17 protein-coding genes and 1 tRNA gene are annotated in these 22,777 nt (G+C 37.9%); 7 read left to right on the top strand and 11 right to left on the bottom strand.

Features of this window, described 5'->3' with window-relative positions:
- Nucleotides 1-32 precede the first annotated feature (32 nt).
- The 3 genes from speB (at nt 33) to BLS89_RS03660 (ending at nt 3,119) form a co-directional block, all read left to right on the top strand.
- Entirely contained in the window at nt 33-887 is an 855-nt protein-coding gene (speB, locus tag BLS89_RS03670; protein ID WP_092736157.1) for an agmatinase, read from the top strand.
- Between the two features lie 41 nt (nt 888-928).
- A complete protein-coding gene (pruA, locus tag BLS89_RS03665) occupies nt 929-2,554 on the top strand; it encodes an L-glutamate gamma-semialdehyde dehydrogenase (RefSeq protein ID WP_092736156.1) in 1,626 nt (541 codons plus the stop codon).
- Between the two features lie 491 nt (nt 2,555-3,045).
- Nucleotides 3,046-3,119, top strand: a tRNA-Ile gene (locus tag BLS89_RS03660).
- Nucleotides 3,120-3,236: 117 nt separating this feature from the next.
- Here BLS89_RS03660 and BLS89_RS03655 read toward each other — a convergent pair.
- Both BLS89_RS03655 and BLS89_RS03650 read right to left on the bottom strand, forming a co-directional pair.
- The gene (locus tag BLS89_RS03655; RefSeq protein ID WP_092736155.1) at nt 3,237-4,298 is read right to left on the bottom strand and encodes a branched-chain amino acid aminotransferase; all 1,062 of its coding nucleotides are present in this window, start codon (nt 4,296-4,298) and stop codon (nt 3,237-3,239) included.
- A gap of 180 nt (nt 4,299-4,478) precedes the next feature.
- Nucleotides 4,479-5,750, bottom strand: coding sequence for an aminotransferase class I/II-fold pyridoxal phosphate-dependent enzyme (locus BLS89_RS03650; protein WP_092736154.1), 1,272 nt, complete (start codon nt 5,748-5,750; stop codon nt 4,479-4,481).
- 352 nt (nt 5,751-6,102) lie between these two features.
- Between BLS89_RS03650 and ligA the strand changes: the two genes are divergently transcribed.
- Nucleotides 6,103-8,106 (top strand): NAD-dependent DNA ligase LigA, encoded by a 2,004-nt coding sequence (gene ligA / locus BLS89_RS03645; protein ID WP_092736153.1) that lies wholly within the window; start codon nt 6,103-6,105, stop codon nt 8,104-8,106.
- 198 nt (nt 8,107-8,304) lie between these two features.
- Here ligA and BLS89_RS03640 read toward each other — a convergent pair whose 3' ends face one another.
- The 5 genes from BLS89_RS03640 to BLS89_RS03620 form a co-directional block, all read right to left on the bottom strand.
- Nucleotides 8,305-8,856 (bottom strand): hypothetical protein, encoded by a 552-nt coding sequence (locus BLS89_RS03640; RefSeq protein WP_092736152.1) that lies wholly within the window; start codon nt 8,854-8,856, stop codon nt 8,305-8,307.
- A gap of 143 nt (nt 8,857-8,999) precedes the next feature.
- Nucleotides 9,000-9,503 carry a GNAT family N-acetyltransferase gene (locus BLS89_RS03635; protein ID WP_092736151.1) on the bottom strand — a complete coding sequence of 168 codons (504 nt, stop codon included), beginning with the start codon at nt 9,501-9,503 and terminating at the stop codon, nt 9,000-9,002.
- A 57-nt stretch (nt 9,504-9,560) separates the two neighbouring features.
- Complete coding sequence (locus BLS89_RS03630) at nt 9,561-11,003, bottom strand: aminoacyl-histidine dipeptidase (protein WP_092736150.1); 1,443 nt, start codon at nt 11,001-11,003, stop codon at nt 9,561-9,563.
- An 8-nt stretch (nt 11,004-11,011) separates the two neighbouring features.
- A complete protein-coding gene (locus BLS89_RS03625) occupies nt 11,012-11,617 on the bottom strand; it encodes an LURP-one-related/scramblase family protein (RefSeq protein WP_092736149.1) in 606 nt (201 codons plus the stop codon).
- A gap of 144 nt (nt 11,618-11,761) precedes the next feature.
- On the bottom strand, nt 11,762-12,469 hold the full coding sequence (locus tag BLS89_RS03620) for a DUF4198 domain-containing protein (RefSeq protein WP_143017719.1): 708 nt from the start codon (nt 12,467-12,469) through the stop codon (nt 11,762-11,764).
- A 292-nt stretch (nt 12,470-12,761) separates the two neighbouring features.
- On the opposite strand from BLS89_RS03620, the gene recR reads away from it, so the two are divergent.
- The 3 genes from recR to upp are packed head-to-tail and all read left to right on the top strand — an operon-like array spanning nt 12,762 to nt 14,894.
- A complete protein-coding gene (gene recR / locus BLS89_RS03615) occupies nt 12,762-13,370 on the top strand; it encodes a recombination mediator RecR (protein WP_092736147.1) in 609 nt (202 codons plus the stop codon).
- Nucleotides 13,371-13,373: 3 nt separating this feature from the next.
- A complete protein-coding gene (locus BLS89_RS03610) occupies nt 13,374-14,222 on the top strand; it encodes a glycosyltransferase family 2 protein (RefSeq protein ID WP_092736146.1) in 849 nt (282 codons plus the stop codon).
- Between the two features lie 21 nt (nt 14,223-14,243).
- The gene (gene upp, locus BLS89_RS03605; protein WP_092736145.1) at nt 14,244-14,894 is read left to right on the top strand and encodes a uracil phosphoribosyltransferase; all 651 of its coding nucleotides are present in this window, start codon (nt 14,244-14,246) and stop codon (nt 14,892-14,894) included.
- Nucleotides 14,895-14,928: 34 nt separating this feature from the next.
- Here the strand turns inward: upp and BLS89_RS03600 are convergent, their stop codons facing one another.
- The 4 genes from BLS89_RS03600 to ileS form a co-directional block, all read right to left on the bottom strand.
- Nucleotides 14,929-17,922 carry a hypothetical protein gene (locus BLS89_RS03600; RefSeq protein ID WP_245688837.1) on the bottom strand — a complete coding sequence of 998 codons (2,994 nt, stop codon included), beginning with the start codon at nt 17,920-17,922 and terminating at the stop codon, nt 14,929-14,931.
- A gap of 341 nt (nt 17,923-18,263) precedes the next feature.
- Nucleotides 18,264-18,887, bottom strand: a complete 624-nt coding sequence (locus BLS89_RS03595) for a lipoprotein signal peptidase (protein ID WP_092736144.1) — start codon at nt 18,885-18,887, stop codon at nt 18,264-18,266.
- Between the two features lie 68 nt (nt 18,888-18,955).
- The gene (locus BLS89_RS03590) at nt 18,956-19,336 is read right to left on the bottom strand and encodes a TraR/DksA family transcriptional regulator (RefSeq protein WP_092736143.1); all 381 of its coding nucleotides are present in this window, start codon (nt 19,334-19,336) and stop codon (nt 18,956-18,958) included.
- Between the two features lie 54 nt (nt 19,337-19,390).
- Nucleotides 19,391-22,777: an isoleucine--tRNA ligase gene (ileS, locus tag BLS89_RS03585; protein WP_092736142.1), complete on the bottom strand. Its 3,387-nt coding sequence runs from the start codon at nt 22,775-22,777 to the stop codon at nt 19,391-19,393.

The raw sequence follows: 22,777 nt of genomic DNA, 5'->3' as shown, positions 1-22,777 counted from the left end.
GACTGAAAAATATTTTTAATCCTTAATAAACGATGAAAACATACGCCGGTATTCCTGAAGAAAATGCGACTTTGGAATTTTCCAAAGTAATGCTTCTTACCGTCCCTTATGACGGCACCTCTACTTGGGGGAAAGGAGCTGATAAAGGTCCGGAGCTCTTTTTAGACGCTTCGGAAAATATGGAACTTTATGATATAGAAACCGCTACAGAACCATACTTAGAAGGTGTGTATTTGGCTGGTGAAGTTACCGAAGACTCTTCTCCCGAAGCAATGACGGAAGCAGTTTATCAAAAAACCAAAGAACTCCTAAAATATGAAAATAAACTCTTTACGCTTTTCGGAGGCGAGCATTCTGTGTCTATTGGGTCTATACGAGCTGTGGGAGAAAAATATGAAAACCTTACTGTTTTGCAATTAGATGCTCATACAGATTTAAGACCAGAATTCCACGGCTCTACAAGCAACCACGCTTGTGCTGTGTTTGAAGCTAACCAAAAGCATAATCTTGTACAAGTAGGTATCCGCTCTATGGATAAAGAGGAAATGCAGTATGTGCCGGAAGGGCGTTGTTTCTGGGCGCACCAAATTGCCAAAAAAGAAGATTGGATAGATGACGTCCTTGAGAAAGTGTCCGGTAATGTTTATATTACCATAGATTTAGATGCCTTTGATCCGGCGATAGCTCCTTCTACCGGAACTCCCGAGCCAGGCGGATTGCAGTGGTATCCTACCCTTGAATTATTAAAACGCGTTTTTGAGAAATGCAATGTCGTAGCCTTTGATATTGTAGAACTGATGGACTCTCCTATGGCTAAGCCTACTGCTTTTTTAGCTGCAAAATTGTATTACAAAATGTTGGCCTATTACCACACAAGTAAATCTTAACCTAAAAATAAATTTATAATAATCAACAAAAATAAAACAATATGTCAAAAGCAATTTCACAAGTGCCTATTGCAATCAACGAACCTGTAAAAGCCTATGCTAAGGGTTCTAATGAAGCCGAGGCGCTCATCGCTACCTACAAAGAGATGTGGGGCAAACAAGTAGAAGTACCTATGATTATAGGTGGTAAAGAAGTAAAAACAGATAACAAAGTAGAGATCAATTCGCCCCAAGACCATCATCACAATCTTGGTTTTTATCACAAAGGTGATATGAGCCATGTAGATGATGCTATAAATGCGGCTTTGGTAGCTAAAGCAAAATGGAATGCTTTAGGCTGGGAACAGAGAGCTTCTATTTTCTTAAAGGCTGCAGACCTCATCGCCGGACCTTACAGAAACAAACTGAATGCCGCGACAATGATCGGACAATCCAAAAATGTTCATCAGGCAGAGATAGACTCCGCGTGCGAGTTTATAGACTTTTTGCGTTTCAATGTAGAGTTTATGACAGAAATGTATTCGGAACAACCTGTGTCTGACAATGGCATCTGGAACAGAGTGGAGTACCGTCCGTTGGAAGGATTCTGCTTTGCGGTTACGCCATTCAACTTTACAGCAATATCCGGAAACTTACCTTCTTGTATGGCTATGATGGGTAATGTAGTGGTATGGAAGCCTTCAGACAAACAGATTTACTCTGCCAAAGTCATTATGGAAGTATTCAAAGAAGCAGGGTTGCCGGACGGTGTCATCAATATGATTTTTACAGATGGCAAAGAAACCGCAGAGAAAGTGTTAGCCCACCCTGATTTTGCCGGACTACATTTCACAGGTTCTACAAAAGTATTTCAAGGAATGTGGAAAATGATAGGCGACAATATCCACAACTACAAATCCTATCCAAGAATCGTAGGTGAAACAGGCGGTAAAGACTTCGTAATGGTTCACCCTTCCGCTGATATAAAAGCTGTAGCTACGGCACTTGTAAGAGGTGCTTTTGAATATCAAGGTCAAAAATGTTCGGCAGCTTCCAGAGCTTATGTTCCTAAATCTCTTTGGAACGAGGTAAAAGCTTCTATGGAAAGCCAAATAAACACCATAAAAGTAGGCTCTCCAGAAGATCCTTCTAATTTTGTAAATGCTGTAATTGACCAAAACTCTTTCGAGAAATGCAAAGGTTATATCGAGAGAGCAAAAGCATCTGCGGATGCAGAAGTAATCATTGGCGGACAGTATGACGACTCTAAGGGCTGGTTTGTACACCCTACTGTCATTGAAGCTAAAAATCCTCAGTACGAAAGTATGATAGAAGAAATTTTCGGACCTATACTTACTGTTTATGTCTATGAAGATGAGAAGTGGGCAGAAACACTAAAACTCGTAAATGAAACTTCTCCTTACTCGCTTACAGGTTCTATCTTTGCACAATGCCGCTATGCGATAGACGAGGCTTACAAGGCATTAGAGAATGCTTCCGGAAACTTCTACATCAATGACAAACCGACAGGTGCAGTAGTGGGACAACAGCCGTTCGGCGGCTCAAGAGCCTCAGGAACTAACGACAAAGCCGGTTCTAAAATGAATCTTCTCCGCTGGGTATCTGTAAGAAGTATTAAAGAAACCTTTGTACCACCTACAGATTACAAATATCCTTATTTAGGATAAAATTCAATATCATAAAACCACTTCAGTATTGAGGTGGTTTTATAAATAAAATCCGAATAAAATTCCCGATTTTTTAACCTTCAAAAATAATAAATTTAAGATGTTTTCTATTTTAATTGAATTTAAATAATATTTTCAAATGATTACAAAAATACACAAACAGAATGTATTTTACTCAGTTACACCATTCTTAAAAAGAAAGATTAAGTAAATACAGCAATAAATTAGCTAAACAACACATTTTATTATTATTAAATTTAACAAGTTTATTAAAGAGTATTTCAAATAAATTCAATATAAAATCAACCAAAAACTAAATAAAAAGCTTAAACTTTACAATATCCAAACATCCTTTATATCAATATATCGCATTAGATAACTAAAATACTCTAAAAAAAATCTTAAAATATTTTTGAAATTAAATAAAAAAGCCTATATTTGCAACTCAAAACAATGAACCAATGGTCATTTACTAATAACCTAAATTCATTGGTCCTATAGCTCAGTTGGTTAGAGCACCTGACTCATAATCAGGTGGTCCCTGGTTCGAGCCCAGGTGGGACCACAAAACGCCCTTAAATAGGGCGTTTTTTTATTTACACTCCATTTCCCATTTTACTCCCATCTTGAAAAATATAAAAAAGCGTCCGGTATTTCCGAACGCTCTTATTTATTTTATCATTTAATATTTCTTTTCCACTTTTATCCTCCATCCAAAAGGATCTTCTGCTTCATTTGTCTGAATTCCCACTAATTGTTTTTTTAGTTTTAATGAGAAAGACTCCTCTTCTTTCAAATCCGGCAAGTTATATTTCTTATCTTTGTAGCCCAATGCTTTGAATACATTTGTTACCACAGCTGTTCCTACCCCCCATACTTCTTTTAATTCTCCTTTGCTATGAGCTTCTAATACTAATTTTACGCTTATAGGCTCATCTTTTACCTCTATATTGTTATGCTTTGCCAGCTGTATAAAGCTATCTCTTGTAACTCCATCAAGTATTTTCTCCGACACAGGCGGGGTATAGATAGTATCGTTTATTCTTACGAAGACATTCATCGTACCGCTTTCCTCAAAATATTCGTGCGTATTATCATCTGTCCATATTATCTGCTCGTAGCCCTCTTCATTAGCCAGTTTAGTAGGATAAAATGCAGCGGCATAATTACCTGCAGCTTTGGCAGAGCCTACCCCTCCACTTGCTGAACGGGAATAATAATCTGCTATTTTCACACTTATAGGCTCTGAATAATAGTTTTTTACCGGTGTTGCAACGATGGCGAACATATATTTAGTGGCTATTCTCGCTTTTAGGGCTTCTTCTGTAGCAAAAATCAAGGGGCGAAGATATAGAGAAGTTCCTTCTCCATAGGGCACCCAATCTCTGTCAATATCTACTAATGCTTTAAGCCCTTCCATAAATATTTCTTCCGAAATTTCCGGCATCGCAAGTCGTTTTGCCGATTTGTTTATTCTTTTGAAATTTTTTTCTGGACGGAACAAAAACACATCTCCATTTTTATCTTTATATGCTTTCATTCCCTCGAAACAAGCCTGTCCGTAGTTGATACCCATCATAGCAGGGGTAAATCCTAGCGGACCATAAGGCATAATTTTAGGTTCTCCCCACTTTCCATTTTCGTATTCGCAAATGAGCATATGGTCTATAAAATCATTGCCGAAAGTAAAATTTTTAGGATCAAAATTATGTATTCGGGGCTGTGTAGTTTTTTGTATAATCATTTAATTATTTTTTTTGATTGCTTACAAAGGTAATATATTTTTTGAATTTTACAAACTGATAAAGTATAGTATTTTTTTCAGTAAATATACTTTTTCAAAATTTGCAATAAACAATAAAAACAAAAAAAAGCAGTACCTCAAACCATTAGAGTACTGCTTTTTTATGAAACTTTCCTTTATCTATATAGGCTTAAATTCCAATCCTTTCTCATTTAATAATTTTTCCGCCTGTTTTTTGTAGTAACCACTTACCAGCTTATCGTGTATTGCTTCAAAAGCTGCAATGGTCTCATCTATTTCCTTATCTGTATGAGATGCAGTAGGAATAAGCCTTAACAAAATCATTCCCTTAGGAATCACAGGATAGACTACTACCGAAGTAAATACACCGTATTCTTCTCGCAAATCTTTTACTAATAAAGTAGCCTCTACCGGCGTTCCTTCTATAAATACCGGTGTTACGCAAGTATTGGTATCTCCTAAATTAAATCCTTTTTCTCTCAGTCCGTTTTGTAGTTTGCGGACATTTTCCCAAAGTTTTGCTTTTATTTCGGGACGGCTTCTCAGAAGTTCCAAACGCTTCAGTCCTCCTATCACCATCGGCATAGTGAGAGATTTCGCAAATATCTGCGAACGCATATTATATTTCAAATATCTGATAACTTCTTTATTCCCTGCGACAAAAGCTCCAAAACCAGCCATTGATTTTGCAAAAGTGGAGAAGTATACATCTATATCATCTTGGCATCCCTGCTCCTCTCCGGCTCCGGCTCCTGTTTTACCTAATGTACCAAAACCATGGGCATCATCTACCAGCATTCGGAAGTTATATTTTTTCTTAAGTGCGGCAATCTCTTTCAGCTTGCCCTGCTGACCTCTCATTCCGAAAACGCCTTCTGTAATGAGCAGAATACCTCCACCTGTTTCATTTGCTACTTTTGTAGCTCTTTGCAGATTTTTCTCTACGCTTTCTATATCATTATGTTTAAAGGTAAATCTCTTTCCCATATGAAGCCTTACCCCATCTACTATACACGCGTGAGAATCTACATCATATACGATAACATCATTTTTGGAGACCAAAGCATCTATAATGGACAGCATACCTTGGTAGCCGAAATTTAACAAATAAGCCGATTCTTTTTTTACAAATTCTGCCAATTCTTTTTCCAGCTGCTGGTGGTACGGTGTTTCTCCCGACATTGCTCTGGCTCCCATTGGGTAAAACATTCCATATTCTTCTGCCGCTTTGGCATCGGCAGCTTTTACCTCTGGATGATTACAAAGCCCCAAGTAGTCATTAGCACTCCAGAAAATAACTTCCTTTCCTTGGAATTTCATTCTCGGTCCTACGGGACCTTCTAATTTTGGAAATACAAAATACCCCTCTCCATAGTCTGCAAACTGCCCCAGTGGACCTGGGTTTTCTTTTATGCGTTCGAATATATCCATTTGATTTTAATATAAAGGTTTAATTGATAACTGCAAATTTAGTAAAATAAATTATAAGCGATAATCTTTAGGATTATAAATATTTGGATTTTAGCTTCTCCCTTTATATATCACTATCTGTATGCCCATGCTATAAAAGCTTGATTGATAAAAAATATATAATTTATATGAATATTAACCTATTTTAAAAATTTATAAAAATTAGTGGTAATTATCACAAATTATACACTGTAGAAAACCATTACATCTCATCATTCGGCGTACAGCCATGCGTCTAAGTAAGAAAGAAGCCTTCTCTTAAACGCTTAATCTCTGCGAAAAATAATTAAATTTGTATTCTAATACTACGAAAATGGCAGAAGACAGCATCCAAAAAGAAATAGAGCTGCTTAGGGAAACTTTGCAGCGGCATAATTACAATTACTATATCCTTGATAACCCCACCATTTCAGACTTTGAGTTTGATGAAATGCTGAAAAGGTTACAGGAATTGGAATCCGCACACCCTGAATATTATGACGAAACCTCCCCTACACAAAGAGTGGGTGGAGGCATTACGAAAAATTTTCCTACCGTACAGCATCGTTTCAGAATGTATTCTTTGGATAACTCTTACAGCCTCCAAGACCTTGCCGACTGGGAAAATAGACTTACCAAAACGATAGATGAAGACATAGAGTTTGTAGCAGAACTAAAATACGATGGAGCCTCTATATCAATACTTTACGAAAACGGTATTTACAAACAAGCCGTTACACGCGGAGACGGCTTTCAGGGAGATGAAATCACCAATAATGTAAAAACTATTTTGGATATTCCGCTAAGACTCAAAGGAGATTTTCCGCCTCAATTCTATATGCGGGGAGAGATTTACCTCAATAGAAAGAATTTTGACAAAATAAACAAAGCCCGCGAAGAAGAAGGTTTAGACCCCTTTATGAATCCGAGAAATACCGCCAGTGGAAGTCTCAAAATACAAGATAGTGCAGAGGTAAGAAAAAGAGGGCTTTCGGCAGTACTCTATCAATATGTCTCCGACAACACCCCTGCAAGCACTCACTGGGAACTGCTGCAAAAAGCCAAAGAATGGGGATTCCGAGTGTCCAAAGAAGCCTGCCTCTGCAAATCTATGGGAGAGGTAAAGGCATTCATCGACCATTGGGAACAAGCAAGACACCATTTAGACTTTGACATAGACGGGATTGTAATTAAAGTAAACAGCCTGAAACAACAGCAGGAACTGGGCTACACTGCCAAATCACCAAGGTGGGCTATGGCTTACAAATTCAAGGCAGAGAAAGTAGAAACACGGCTAAAAAGCATTGACTACCAAGTAGGACGTACGGGAGCGGTTACCCCAGTGGCAAACTTAGAACCTGTGCTTTTAGCCGGAACAATTGTAAAAAGAGCCTCTCTACACAACGAAGATATTATCCGAAAGTTCAACCTACACAATGGTGACTTTATCTATGTAGAGAAAGGAGGCGAGATTATCCCAAAAATCGTGGGTGTAAACAAAGAAAAAAGAAAATCTGATGCTAACGAAGTAGAGTACATTACCCACTGCCCAGAGTGCAGCACGCCTCTTGTAAGAAAAAATGGAGAAGCACAACATTTTTGCCCTAATGAGATGCACTGTCCGCCCCAGATAATGGGAAAAATGATACACTATGTCTCTCGGAAAGCGCTCAATATAGAGAGTCTTGGAGCAGAGACCATAGCACAGCTTTTTAGAGAAGGTTTAATAGAAAATCCTGCAGACTTTTATACCCTTACCAAAGAGCAACTGCTTCCATTGGAGAGAATGGCAGAAAAATCTGTCCAAAATATTTTAGACGGCATAGAGAAATCCAAAAGCATTCCCTACGAAAAGGTTTTATACGGAATAGGCATTAAACACATTGGGGAAACAGTCGCTAAAAAACTGGTAAAAACTTTCCCTAACATAGACACGCTAAGGGCAGCTTCCAAAGAAGAACTCGTAGAGGTAGAAGACATTGGCGAAAAGATAGCCGACAGTATCGCCTCATTCTTTGGCAATAGTGAAAATCTAATGATGATAGAACGCCTGAAAAACTACGGCGTACAGCTGGCAAAAGACACACAAAAGACCAATACACAGAGTAACATATTGCAGGGAAAGACATTTCTTTTTACAGGAAAGCTTTCCCTCTTTACCAGAGAGCAGGCAGAAGAAATGGTAGAGCGGCACAGCGGAAAAAACATCTCTGCCGTATCCAAAAATTTAAATTATTTAGTAGTAGGAGAAAAAGCCGGTAGCAAACTAAAAAAAGCTCAAGCCTTAGGCACTGTAAAAATTATAGACGAACAAGAATTTCTAGATATGATAAAATGAGAACACCCTTACAAAAACAATAAAAAGCGGCTGTTATTACCGCTTTTTATTTTAGATTATATTCGTATCATTTATAAACATACTACTATTTTCCAGCAATTACAATGAATTCTATAAGATTATAACGGAAACGAACTCTATTTCTCGGCTGGGCCAATACTAATGTAAGATTTTTATTTGAACCATCTGGAGTACGGTTTAACCATTCTGTGTTTGCTGGAAAAGTCCATCGTAGCTGGGCTCAGATAAAGAACCATTATCACTACCTTTAAATTTATAAGTAACATTCTCTCTAACATTTTCATCTGAAGAGCCAGCGTATTGAGATGTTGTATTTTTTCCGGCACTTCCCGTTACCCCTGGACCTCCCCAAGGAAAGAAGAAAATACGAGAGCCTTCTTTTGCTTTCGGCAAAGTAATAATACACGAAGAGTTTCCGTCTACCATATAGCCCCCATCAGGGACTTGGTTAGACAAATCCCATATCCAAACATTTGCAGCATTTTCATAAGGAACTTCTACACCTCTAGTTACCGTACGGCTCGTAGATGATTTTTTCACCACTGCTACTAAGTTGTAAGACCTATCTGGGTTTGCAAGAGTTTGAAGCCCTTCTAATTTCAATGGATCTTGGGGTGCTTTTACATGTAGTGCATTAGTAGGTGTATCGGTGTTAATCCCTACATTCCCAGTCTGAGAAAACATAAAGCTTGAAATTACCACCAAAGGCAAAATAAAAATCTTCTTCATATTTTTAATTTTTAATTGAAGATTGCAAATTTAACACCCCCCAAAAAAACAAAACAAAATAAAAAAAACCATGCACTACATTATAAAAAAAATAAAAAGATCTTTATTTCTTTATTTAGTAATGTATTTATTTTATATGAAGTTTAGATTAATTTTTCATAAGCAAGGCGTTCACTTCCTCTGAAATAGACTTTACCACAATAGCTGTACCCCATTTTTTTGAAAATATGGAGCATCGCGTAGTTGTCAAAATTAGTATCTGCTTTTATACTTTTTATGCCTTTCTGCCGTGCAAATTCTTCTACTTTTTCAAAAATCTTTTGGGCTAAACCTCTACCTATTAAACCCTCTGATACCGCCAAGCGGTGTATCACTATAAATACTCCATTGGAAAGCCAGTTCCCTTGTTTCAAATCATCATAGGCCGGTTCTTCGCCGTATATGGCTACATAGCCACAAACCATCTCACCGCCGACGAGTACCCAACCTGCTTCCTGCCTAATATCATTTTTTAAAATTTCCATGTTGGGATAGCCATCTTGCCACTGGGAACTACCGTCTAATCTACGCCGGTGGATTGCTGATTTTAAAATCTCCCAAACAGCAGCCTCATCGTCGGTTTTTGCTTTTCTAAATTGGTATTCCATAATTATTAGATAAAAAAATACGGAAGAACAACCTCTTCCGCAAATCTAATGTTTAACTTATTTTTTGTGAGGAATATTTGCTAAAATTTCTTTTAGATACTTCCAAAATTTCTGAGTAGATTTTATACTCGCACGCTCATCAGGCGAATGTGCCCCTCTAATGGTAGGGCCGAAACTTACCATTTCCATTTTAGGATAGTTGGCACCTATTATACCGCACTCCAATCCGGCATGGCAAGCCACAATTTGAGGTTTTTCGCCAAAATCTTTTTCATAAATTTTCTCCATTATTTTAATGATTTCTGCACCGGGTTTTGGCTTCCACCCCGGATAAGAACCACTGAACTCTACATCTACCCCTGCTAATTCAAATACAGATTTTAATTGATTGGCACAATCAAACTTACTGGATTCCACAGATGAACGCGTAAGATTTTGCACTTGGAACTTACCTTCCTTCAATTTTACTCTTGCCACATTATTAGAAGCCTCTACCAATCCATCTACATCCGGTGACATACGGAACACTCCATTGTGAGCAGCATTGATAGCCCGTACTATTTTCACGGAATTCTCGTACGAAAGTGCCTGCCCTTCTGCATCTATTTTTTCTGTAACAATATCAAGGTCTTTTTCCAAAGTCTGAAATTCTTCTTTAATTTCGGATTTCAAATGTTCCAGCTCTTGTAAAAACGCCTCTTGATTTTGAATTTTTATAACTGCCTTAGCTTCTCTCGGAATAGCATTCCTTAGTCCGCCTCCGTCTATCTCCACAAGTTCCAGTCCTTTGTTCACACCTAACAACAAAAGCCTCGCAAGGATTTTATTGGCATTGCCCAATCCTTTAATAATATCCATACCAGAATGCCCTCCTTTAAGCCCTTTCACCTGAATCTCCACCAGCTCCCCACTTACATTGTGTGTTTCATAGCTTTGATTAGCCGTTACATCTACTCCTCCTGCACAGCCTATGTCTATCTCGTCGTCTTCCTCGGTGTCAAGATTAAGTAAAATATTACCTGTAAGCATACCCGGTTTTAATCCAAAGGCTCCTGTCATTCCCGTTTCTTCATCTACAGTAAACAAGGCTTCAATGGCAGGATGAGGGATATCACTACTTTCCAAAACACTCATAATAGACGCTACACCTAATCCGTTATCTGCACCGAGTGTAGTCCCTTTCGCCTTTACCCAATCTCCATCTACGTACATCTGAATCCCCTGAGTATCAAAGTCAAAATCCACATCATTATTCTTCTGGCATACCATATCTAAATGCGCTTGCATCACAATGGTTTCCCGGTCTTCCATTCCTTGGGTAGCTGGTTTTTTGATAAGCACATTGCCTATTTCATCCACAGAAGTTTCCAAGTCTAAGCTTTCTCCAAAATCTTTGATAAATGCAATGATTTTCTCCTCTTTTTTGGAAGGACGAGGTACGGAATTAAGTGCCTCAAAGTTCTTCCAAATAATCTTTGGTTCTAATTTTTTTATATCCATTTTTTTATTTATCCTCTCATTCTTTCTAATAACATCATCATAAATAGAGATAATACAACTAAAGTTTCATTTCTACTGTCTATATCAGAAATTTTTTCTAATCTGAATTTCCGTCCAAAAAAAGAAGGCATTTTTTTCAACTTGAAATACTCCTTTCCTGATTTATCTTTAACGGAGTAAGTTGGATTAAAAATATATCCTGTAAAATATCCTACAATAGGTATTTCCCCCACTAAGCCATCTAATATTCTTACAAAAGGATTATTCTCTGTTATATGAAATTTTAGTTGTTCACTATCATCTATAATATCATAATGTGCTTTCCATATAGATTTCATTCCTTTTCGAGCCAACCTTCCATATTTATTTTCCATTTTTGCATCTGAAATAGAATAAGATGCATTGAAATCCAACCAGCGGTCTGCCTTTATTCTAACAAGTTCTTTATTTTTTTTATCACTATCGTATATTATGACATCTTCTTTCAGTTTAAACATTTTTTGTCGCACATATCCTATAGAATTCCCCAAACTATCTTCAATAGTAAAATCATTTGCTAATGTAGAAATTTTAAATGTAAAATTCAGTGGGAAGTTTAATTTTTCAAAAATCATAAGTATTAACATTTAATATCCAACTACAAAAGTAGATATTTTTATTTCAATATACAAATTGCACATTAATATTCGTCTTACATAAATTTAGCACTATAAAAAGAGGATAAATATGATATACTACCCTCTAAAATATATAAAACACTACTTCGTATTTAATTTTAGTGTAATTATCTCATAATTTATTTCATAAGGCTGTCCATTGTAAAGTCCTTTCTCGTCTTTTTGAGAGCTATATTCTATAAGATAACCTCCTTCCCAAAGCGGCACAAATCGTACTTCCCCATCTTGGTCACTATACAAATTCTTAGTCCAAGTATTCGCTGCTTCCACTACAGCTTTTTGTCTCTTTTCTTTCTTGCCATCATGTACTAGATTAAATGTTTTTTCTTCATCTATTTCTAATTTTTTAGCATCTATTTCCAGCTGCAGCGGTGCTTCACCCAATATTTTCTTCGAATCGTCATCTGCATCGGTAGAGCATAGTGCCACTGCCTGATAGGTGATTTTCATTTTTCTGAAAATATCTTTTACGATATGCTTCAAACTGATGACATACACTCCTTTTTCTTTCGGTACAAAGCTCACACTGTAGTATTTAACATTTTTGGTTTTATTTTCAATTTTGATTTTTTTTCCTGATGGTGAGGTTACATATATTTCAAAATCTTTAATGTTTGAGAACCAGCGGTCCGTAGGCGTTACGCTATCCGATTCGCCAAAAAACACTTTCACTTCTTGAGATTTTCCAATCTGAGCATCCGCAGAAGTCTCTATCCAAATATTGTGAGCCTGCATTGTAAGGAATGAAACCAAGGTGATTAACATCGTAAGTAATGATTTTGTTTTCATATTTGATAATTTTATTAAGTTTATTTCATTTTAGCCATATCAGTCATATGCGGCACAAAACATAACTACAAATGCAAACTATGCCTGCCATACTTACACTGCTAATATTGCAAAATTATATTTTTTTATACTGTTATACAAGATTTATGAATTTTTTCATATTATTTTCTTAATGCAAAAACTTTTTGTCAATTACCATCAAATAAAATTACCTTAATTTAGTCTATTTTCCATCAAGCAATTGGTATAGTCCGTAAAAAATATTACTTTTGTAAATATTATAGATAACCGTATGAAATTTCCGAGTAAGGTTTTAGAAAATGTAGTAGATGAAATATCCGGATTACCGGGTATTGGCAGAAAATCGGCTATACGCTTGGCATTACACATTCTGAAACAACCAGAAAGACAGGGTCTCGCATTAGGAGAAGCTATTAAACATTTGGTTACAGACATTAAATATTGCAAAGAGTGCCACAACTTTTCCGATGCCGATATCTGCGATATTTGTGCAGATGAATCCCGAAACACCAAACTACTATGTGTGGTAGAAGATGTAAGAGATGTAATAGCAATAGAAAACACAGGAAAGTATAAGGGACGCTACTTGGTTTTAGGTGGTGTAATATCTCCTATGGAAGGCATCGGCCCGCATCAACTCAATATTGCAAGTTTGGAAGAAAAACTTAATACCAGAGAAATAGAAGAACTTATCTTTGCCCTCCCTGCCACTATGGAAGGAGATACCACAGCGTATTATCTTTACAAAAAATTCAAGCACCTGCCTATCGCATTTACAAATATTGCAAGAGGCATATCTGTGGGAGACGAGCTCGAATACGCAGACGAAATCTCTCTCGGGCGTTCCATTATCAATAGAATTCCTTACAAAGAAAGCTAAAGTATGAAGCTAAGCATCATCATTGTTAATTATAATGTAACGGCTCTGCTAAGGGCTTGCCTTAAGTCTATTGAAAAATTTATAAACGGCATAGAATACGAAGTAATAGTAGCGGATAACCACTCCTCGGACCAATCTTGGAAAAATCTCATCAACGAGTTCCCAAAAGTACAGTTCATCGGGTTTTCTTCCAACTTGGGTTTCTCCAAAGCCAACAACAAGGCCGTCAGCCACGCCAAGGGCGAATATTTACTCCTTCTAAACCCCGATACGGAATTTGAGCAAGAAGGAATGAGCGAAATTATAAAGTTTGCAGACCAATGCCAAAACTTCGGTTGCTTAGGCGTACGAATGCATAATGCCAAAGGCTCTTTCTTACCGGAAAGCAAACGCTCTGTACCCAATGTCATCAATTCTTTTGAAAAAATATTCTCTCCATTCTCTTCTAATCATAGCCAGCGAAAAAACTATTACAGAAACGACATAAAGGAAAACACCATAGCACCGGTGGAAGTCATCACAGGGGCTTTTATGCTGATTAAGAATAAAACCTACCAAGAAATCGGTGGGCTGGACGAGCGTTATTTTATGTACGGAGAAGACATAGATATCTGCTATACACTCCTCAGAATGGGATTTGAAAATTATTACTACGGGGCATTCTCCATCCTCCACCATAAAGGGCAAAGTACTAAAAAAGACCACACCTATCTCAATAATTTCTACGGTGCAATGGAACTTTTTATAGAAAAATATTACAAAGAACAATCCCCGAGAAAATTCAAAATCCTGCAAAAAGGATTAAAACTAAAATACCACATTGAAAAACTAATGTTCAACTATAAAAATTAAACTATTAAACACAACAAAAAAATGGCTACAATATTATCAAAAGAATGCTCTCTCATCACCGAATGGATAAACGACCTCCGAAACACTGCCGTACAAACGGACCGAATGAAATTCCGCAGAAACATGGAAAGGATAGGGGAAATCGCAGCCTACGAAATCAGCAAAGTGCTTCCCTACGAGGAGGTAGAAATCACCACACCTTTGGATAAAATAACTTCAAAAACAATATCGGTACAGCCTGTCATTACCACTATTCTAAGAGCTGGCGTGCCCCTATTCCAAGGAGTCCTTAATTACTTTGACAAGGCAGATTGTGGTTTTGTAGCTGCTTATAGAAAACACGATACCAACGACTATTTCAGCATTAAACAAGACTACCTCACTTGCCCAAGTATAGAAGGGCGTCCGCTAATTGTAGCAGACCCTATGCTTGCCACTGGTGCCTCTCTTATAGAAGCCCTTAAAGATTTATTGACACACGGCACCCCGATACAACTACACATAGTGGCAGCCATAGCAAGTACAGAGGGCGTAGAGAATGTTCAAAAGGCTTATCCCAATGCAAAAATTTGGGTAGGTGCAATGGACAAAAACCTTACCTCAAAGGGCTATATCACACCGGGATTGGGCGATGCCGGAGATTTAAGCTACGGCGAGAAACTTCAGAAATAATATTTAGTTTAAGAGGTTTGCTTCGGTTTTATTGTTAAAAATTGGCACTGACTTGGACGCTGCCTATATGTATCGTCCTGTCCCCTGAGTTCCGCCCCTCATAGTTGAGGTTCATCTGAATGAGCCTTGTGAGAGGCTGTTGGAAATATAATGTCCAGACTTTGTTTTTACCCGGTTTCAGTCCGTCCAGCATTACATTGCCCACGATACTGTTGCTGTTGCCGCTGAAATCATTATTAATAAAAGAAAACATACCTCTAATCACCGTCCTGCTGAAAGACCACTGCAAAGAGCCAGTGATATTATAAGCTTTGAGGAAATCCGAAGCCTCTAAGCGGTTTTTCACTTTATACGAAGAAGAAAATTCTACTTGTATGGCATCCGTAGGGGAATAGATGAGTTTTGGTTTGGTTTCCGCTTGTCTGATTTTATAATCCCGTGTCTTGAAAACTTCCGAAAAATGAGCCGAATTTTGGTAGCGGTTTTCCCAATCTATACGAAACTGACGGCTAAACCAATAGCCTATCGTCAGGGTATTAGAAGTCATTTTTTGCACTTCGTTACTTTGGTTGGCATTGATGATATTATTATTGTTAATGAATTGATAGCTGCCGTTCCAGCCTGATTTTTCATTATTACTAAACTGTATGCTCCCCAATATATTTTGATTTTTAAGAATCTGCGAAGCATTCCTCTCAAAAGGGCTTAGCACCAGTGTTCTTTTCCCTTTGTAATAAGAGTTTTGAGAGAAGATAGAAAGATTGAAGTTCCAGCGTTTGAGGAAGTCATTTTCAGAATTAAAAATAACGGCAGGATTGACGAACAGAGCCAGCTGCAACTTGTTTTTATTAGACGGAACATACTTAATCGCATTGGTATAAACCCTGATATACTGAGCCAAATCCGAGTATTCTGCTATCTCGAACTCGTCTATTTGCTGTATGCCGTCGCCACTATAATCCGTCCATTTGTAAAACCCTTGCCCTGCCGGCACTTTTATGTATTGGAAATCTCTCAGAATCTCTCTGCCGTTCCCCAGCTCATAGAATGCCTGGAGCCTCATCCCATTACGAAACAACTGTTGGCTGTAGAGAATATTACCCAAGATAAAATCTTCCGTTCGTTGTTTTATTAAAGAATCTTTTATAAAAAATCTGCGATAATGGACTTGGGCATTCAGCGTAGATTTTTCTGTTTTAATAATCTGACTCTCTGCCATTAGACCTAAAATATCATTTACCTTTTTCAGCTGACGGCTTTGCACCGAATCATTTGTTCTGTAATAAAGTTTTGCCAAAAGTTTTGTGCGGGTGCTGTCCCCTATTTTCTTTTGTACGAAAAGCTCTTTCCAGCTGTAGCTGTCGGTCTCAAGTGTATTGAGGTTATCCAGATGCTTAGCATTATATTCCATACTTCCCCCTGCTGCCCAAAAGCCCTTTGCTCCCAATAGTCTATATTCTGTACCACCTTTTACACGGGTATGCTGAAGCGGCGAACGCGTCCCCAAATGCGAAAAATAAGCCGTAGTAGAAGTTCTCCGCGTATTCCAGTCAAACTGAAAATCATTTTTCACACCTCTGTAAGACGACCTTTCATTGAGTAAATTAAATTGATAACTGAGATTTCCCTGCTTTGCCCAGTGATTATCTATTCCTAATACCAATTGGTTCTGCGTCCGTTGATTAAATTCCTGCGAGAGGTTAAAATTTCGTGCAAACTCCACATCATTAATTCTATCTAAAATATGGTAACGACTGCTGATATGCCTAAATTCTACCTTAGGGGTAGCTGTCCAATTATTTTTAGAAAAAGTTTTCTCCGCTAAGATATGTCCGGCATATCCTATATTTTGATGGTTGTCCAAAGTAGAAAATGTATTCGCATCAAAGTTGCTCAATGAAAAATCCGTAACGACTCTCCCTCTATCCATCTCATATACCGAATGAGCAGAAATCATCTGTGATTTTTGTGGTGCAGGAAGTTTCCTCAGCGGAGAGTAGTCTCCATTATTTGCCCCTACATACTCAAAAACCTGCCCATTGTTGGTGGTTTGTTTTATTTTATAATCCCCTTTGTTCTCTCCAAAATAAGTAAACGCTACCTGATAAAGAGTAAGGCTGGAATCCGTAGAAAATTCGTAATAATCGCCATTGGGATGGCTTACCTTCCTATAAAGAATTTTATTGGGGTCGTAGTTTGTTTCCGCAGCGGAAGGGGCATACATTAGTGCCGGATTGCTGCCTGCTTTTGCCAATATTTCCTCATCTCTCTCGCTAAGGTCAAGAGATAAAGGGGCAAATTTATTATCACTCTCCGAAAACCAGCTCACTCCTAATTTCAACTTGTCAAAATCCCGCTGCACTCCACCCGTAAAGAGGTACCGTGTATAATTTCTATTGGTATAATTGTAAGATACAGTAATAAAATTTTGCTGATAAATAGGTCTAAAACTCGTAAAAGTAATTTCTCCGGTATTATAATTTATCGTGTAATCTTGGCTTTTTCCCCGCTTCATCAGAACACCATCTAAGAAAACCTGCTCAGAGCCGGAAATTACGGTAATGAAAGTTTCGCCATTCTTTCCTGTCAGCCTATACGGTCCTTGGCTGCCTTCTATTCCCTGAAATCTGATGCGGTGGAACTCACTTCGGGATACGCCTGCAGAGAGGTTAAGCCTTGTACTATTTTCCGTTCCCAATTTTGTATCCAGAGCCAGTCCCATACTTCTTCTTTGGTATTTGGAGAAATAGCCCGTATGGTTCTCCGGCTCTATATTCCCTGCTTTTATAATGGTATTCTTTTTTATATTTAAGCGAATGAAAATTTTATCAAACTCATCTAAAGTCTGTGTATAGCCGTCTGCCTGTATAGGAAGATTGTGATCCGAGATACTTGCCGTTACCGAGACATCTTTGCTCACTTTGCCTGCAATCTGAAGATCCATAGAACTCTGCACAGAAGACCCCTGCGTATTACCGAAATTTACCCCTCGGATGATGGCTCCTTTTGCGTTCAGGTCCGAAAGCATTTGTGCGGGATTTTTCTTTACCAATACCGCTTCGTCTATATAGAGCTTGTTCTGTTTTTTTATAAAGTCCAAAGTATCTTTGGTAAAGAAATCTTTATTAATCTTCTCAGCAACGAGGCTGTCTATAAGGGTACTGTCTTTTTTTAAGTTGGGATTTTTCCATGAAAACACCTGTCCGCTTCCCCAATTAAAGATAAAAAGGGAAAACCACAAGATTATATTTTTAGGACTAAATACCAAAGCATTACAAATGTGAAGATTGCAAAGTTACAACACATTCAGCTAAATTTTGAGTACAAGAACAAAATTCCGAAAGAGCGTTATCTGCAAGAATAACACATCTAAAAATCAAACCCATTAGGGAATGCCTTATTTTTGAACAAAATAAGAAAAAGAAATCCTATAGTAATGGAAGAATCTGCAACATTAAAAATATAACTAAAAAACTCAAAATGCCGCCCTGCAAAATCAAAATTGAATAACGGAAAATGGAACATATCTACCACACAGCCTTTCATAAACGAGGAATAACCTTGTCCAAGAGGAACAAGACGAGAAACCCCGTCGTAGGAAATCCAGTGATTTATACTTTCCGAAAAAGTAGTACCACTATTGAAAATCATTCCGTAAAACATTCCGTCAATAAGATTTCCGACAGCTCCCGCAAAAATCATTGCCATCGGTACAATAAAATAATTAGAAGCACCTTCTCTAAGCCACTTCCGAAAATAAACCAACATAACGGCAATCACTACCACACGAATAATCACAAGTAAATATTTACCTAAAAGTCCTCCAAAATGGACACCGTAAGCCATTCCCGGATTTTCTACGAAAGTAAAACGCCACCATTTCAGTCCAAAAACTTCAATACTTTCCCCCAGAGTAAAATGAGTTTTGACATAAATTTTAGTTACCTGATCTATGAATAATATCAAAAGTGTAATGAATGCTATTTTTTTCATTCTTATTTATAAAAAATCATAATTAAAAAAGAAGATATCCTATATTCTACATAGGACACCTCTTCAAACTATCTCTGTTTATTTTTTGCTTCTATGCTCAGCGTAGCGTGAGGCACTGCTTTCAAGCGTTCTTTATTGATTAGCTTTCCTGTTACGCGGCATACACCATAGGTTTTGTTTTCTATTCTCACTAAGGCCAATTTCAGATCTCTGATAAATTTTTCCTGACGCCCCGCAAGTATAGCATTTTGCTCTTTGCTAAGCGTCTCTGCTCCTTCTTCAAACGCTTTGAAAGTAGGCGAAGTGTCGTCTGTACCATTATTTTGGTCATTAATAAAATTTTGTTTAATGAGTGCCAAATCTTTCTCTGCTTTTTCTATTTTATTTTCTATAAGCTCCTTAAACTCCTGTAATTCTTCATCACTGTATCGTTGTCTTTCTGTTTTCATATTTGTGTGCTTTTTGTAATTGGATACGCTACTTTCACAGCGTATCCACAGGGGTTAAACTACTTCTATATTTACACTAAATTTTTGTTCGTCTATTTCTATCTCGTGGGCTTGGGCTAAGTTTTCTACTGTTTCGATCTTAGATGAAAGCACTTCAGATGAGATATAATTTTCATTGTTCAAAATTGCGGTCAAATATGGACAATTTTTTGTTAACTGAATTTTAATTTTATCCGTAAGCTCAAAATCGCTTTCTTTTCTCAAATTTTGGATTCTATTGATAAACTCTCTCGCTACACCTTCTGCCCTTAATTCATCGGTAAGAGTCAAGTCCAAAGCTACAGTAATTTTACCCTCGGAAGCGATCGTCCAGCCCGGAATGTCTTTAGCCGATATTTCCACATCTTCTATTCCTATTTCGTAGCCTTCTACGCTTATTTTCCCTTCATTTTCAAGCTGTGCGATAGCCTCGGCAGATAGATTCTGTATCGCACTGCCCACCATCTTCATATCTTTTCCGAGCTTAGGACCAAGAGCCTTAAAGTTTGGTTTCACTTGCTTCACAATAAGGTCTTTTGCCTCATCTGCATTTATAAGCTCTATCTCTTTCACATTCACCTCTTGTTTTATAAGGTCTGCAATATCTAAAATCTGAGATTCTATTTTCTTGTCAAGAATAGGAATCATCACTTTTTGCAATGGCTGTCTTACTTTTAGATTTTCTTTTTTTCTTAGCGAAAATACCATAGAAGTAATCTGCTGTGCGAGATGCGTTTTATCCACCAATTCTTGGTCTATCAGGGCATCATTTGCGATAGGAAAATCCGTAAGGTGTACGCTCTCTGCATGGTCTCTGCTTGTAACATCATTCAAATCTTGATAAAGTCTGTCCATAAAAAACGGTGCTACCGGTGCAGATAGTTTTGCCACCGTTTCTAAGCAAGTATAAAGCGTTTGGTATGCAGAGATTTTATCTTCCGTATAATCGCCTTTCCAGAAACGACGACGGCAAAGTCTTACATACCAATTACTAAGATTGTCATTAACAAAAGTATTGATAATACGCGTAGCCTTAGTTGGTTCATAATCTTCATAAAACGTTTTTACTTCTTTGATAAGAAGATTAAGCTCCGACAAAATCCAACGGTCTATCTCAGGGCGGTTTTCTACTTCTTTTTCTTCGTATCGGAAACCGTCTACATTGGCATAAAGGGCGAAGAACGAGTAAGTATTGTACAATGTCCCAAAGAATTTACGCCTAATCTCGTCTATTCCGTCTATATCAAATTTTAAGTTTTCCCAAGGATTGGCATTAGAAATCATATACCAGCGGGTAGCATCCGGACCGTATTTTTCTAATGTGGCAAAAGGATCTACTGCATTACCAAGACGCTTGGACATTTTTTGTCCGTTCTTATCCAATACCAAGCCGTTTGACACTACATTTTTGTAAGCCACAGAGTCAAATACCGTAGTGGCAATAGCATGAAGCGTGTAGAACCATCCTCTTGTCTGGTCTACGCCCTCCGCTATAAAATCCGCAGGAAAAGCTTCCCCCTCATCTATTAGAGATTTGTTTTCAAACGGATAATGCAGCTGGGCATAAGGCATAGAGCCAGAGTCAAACCACACATCTATAAGGTCTGTTTCGCGTTTCATCGGTTTTCCGCTATCAGAGACTAAAATAACCTCGTCCACTATATTTTTGTGAAGGTCTATTTTGTCGTAATTCTCCTCCGACATATCTCCTACTTGGAAACCTTTATAAGGATTTTCTGCCATTACGCCTGCCTCTACGGCTTTATCTATTTCTTGAATAAATTCCTCTACCGAGCCGATGATTTTTTCTTCTTTCAAATCTTCGGTTCTCCATATCGGAAGAGGGATACCCCAGTATCTGGAACGCGATAAATTCCAATCATTTACATTCTCCAGCCAATTGGCAAAACGCCCTTCTCCTGTCGCCTTAGGCTTCCAATTCACCTCTCTGTTAAGCTCTACCAAACGCTCTTTTACGGTGGTCATTTTTACAAACCACGAGTCCATCGGATAATAAAGAATAGGCTTATCCGTACGCCAACAGTGAGGATAAGAGTGGGTATATTTCTCTACCTTAAAGGCTTTATTTTCTGTTTTCAGCAATATGGCAAGCTCCACATCCCAAGATTTTTCGGGTGCGTTTTCTGTATAATATTCGTTTTTAATATATTTATTGGCAAAAAGCTCCGGTACTCGTTCTCCCGAAATAAATTTACCCTGCAAATCCACCAGCGGAACCAAATTATCTCTTTCATCTCTTACAAGCATTGGCGGGATTCCGTTCTCTTTCGCTACTCTGGCATCATCTGCACCAAAAGTAGGAGCAGTATGTACGACACCCGTTCCGTCTTCGGTGGTTACAAAGTCTCCCGGTATCACGCGGAATGCTTTTTCTGCACCCTCATCAGGAGTAAACCAAGGCACAAGCTGCTCGTACTTAGTTCCTACTAATTCTGCTCCTCTAAATTCTTTAAAAATTTTATACGGAATGGTTTTGTCCTCCAGCTTGTATTGGCTCAGTTGCTCATCGCTGCCCTCAAAGTATTTTTTACCAAAGTTTTTATTCAATAAGACTTTTGCCAAAACCACATTCACAGGCTCACCTGTATATTGGTTGAAGGTTTTCACTAAGACATAGTCAATGTGTTTTCCTATGGTCAAAGCTGTATTGGAAGGTAGCGTCCAAGGGGTAGTTGTCCATGCTAAGATATGTACATCGCCGTCCACATCATTGAACAATGCCGTAGATTCTTTTTCTACCTTGAACTGTGCTACAATCGTCGTATCCGAAACATCTCTATAAGTACCAGGCTGATTAAGCTCGTGGGAAGACAGCCCTGTTCCTGCTTTTGGAGAATAAGGCTGTATCGTATAGCCTTTATAAATCAATCCTTTTTTATATAGCTCTTTCAGCAACCACCACACGCTTTCCATATATTTGGATTTGTAGGTGATATAAGGGTTTTCCAAATCTACCCAATAACCTATCTTCTCGGTAAGATTATTCCAAACATCAGTATAACGCATCACGGCATCACGGCAAGCTTGGTTATAATCTTCTACAGAAATTTTTTTACCAATATCCTCTTTCACAATACCCAGTTCTTTCTCCACCCCCAATTCTACCGGCAGGCCGTGCGTATCCCAGCCAGCTTTTCTAAACACCAATTTCCCATTTTGGGTTTGGTAACGGCAGAAGATATCTTTTATAGTTCTTGCCATCACATGGTGGATTCCGGGCATACCATTAGCGGAAGGTGGTCCTTCATAGAATACAAATTCAGGATTTCCTTTCCTGATCTCCATAGATTTTTTGAAAGTGTCATTCTTTTTCCAAAACCTCTCTACATCTTGGGCTATACTTATTAAATCCAGACCGTTATATTCATTGAAATTTTTCAT

The organism is Riemerella columbipharyngis (assembly GCF_900101995.1).
Lineage (GTDB): Bacteria > Bacteroidota > Bacteroidia > Flavobacteriales > Weeksellaceae > Riemerella > Riemerella columbipharyngis.
This window is presented reverse-complemented; position numbering and strand designations above follow the sequence as displayed.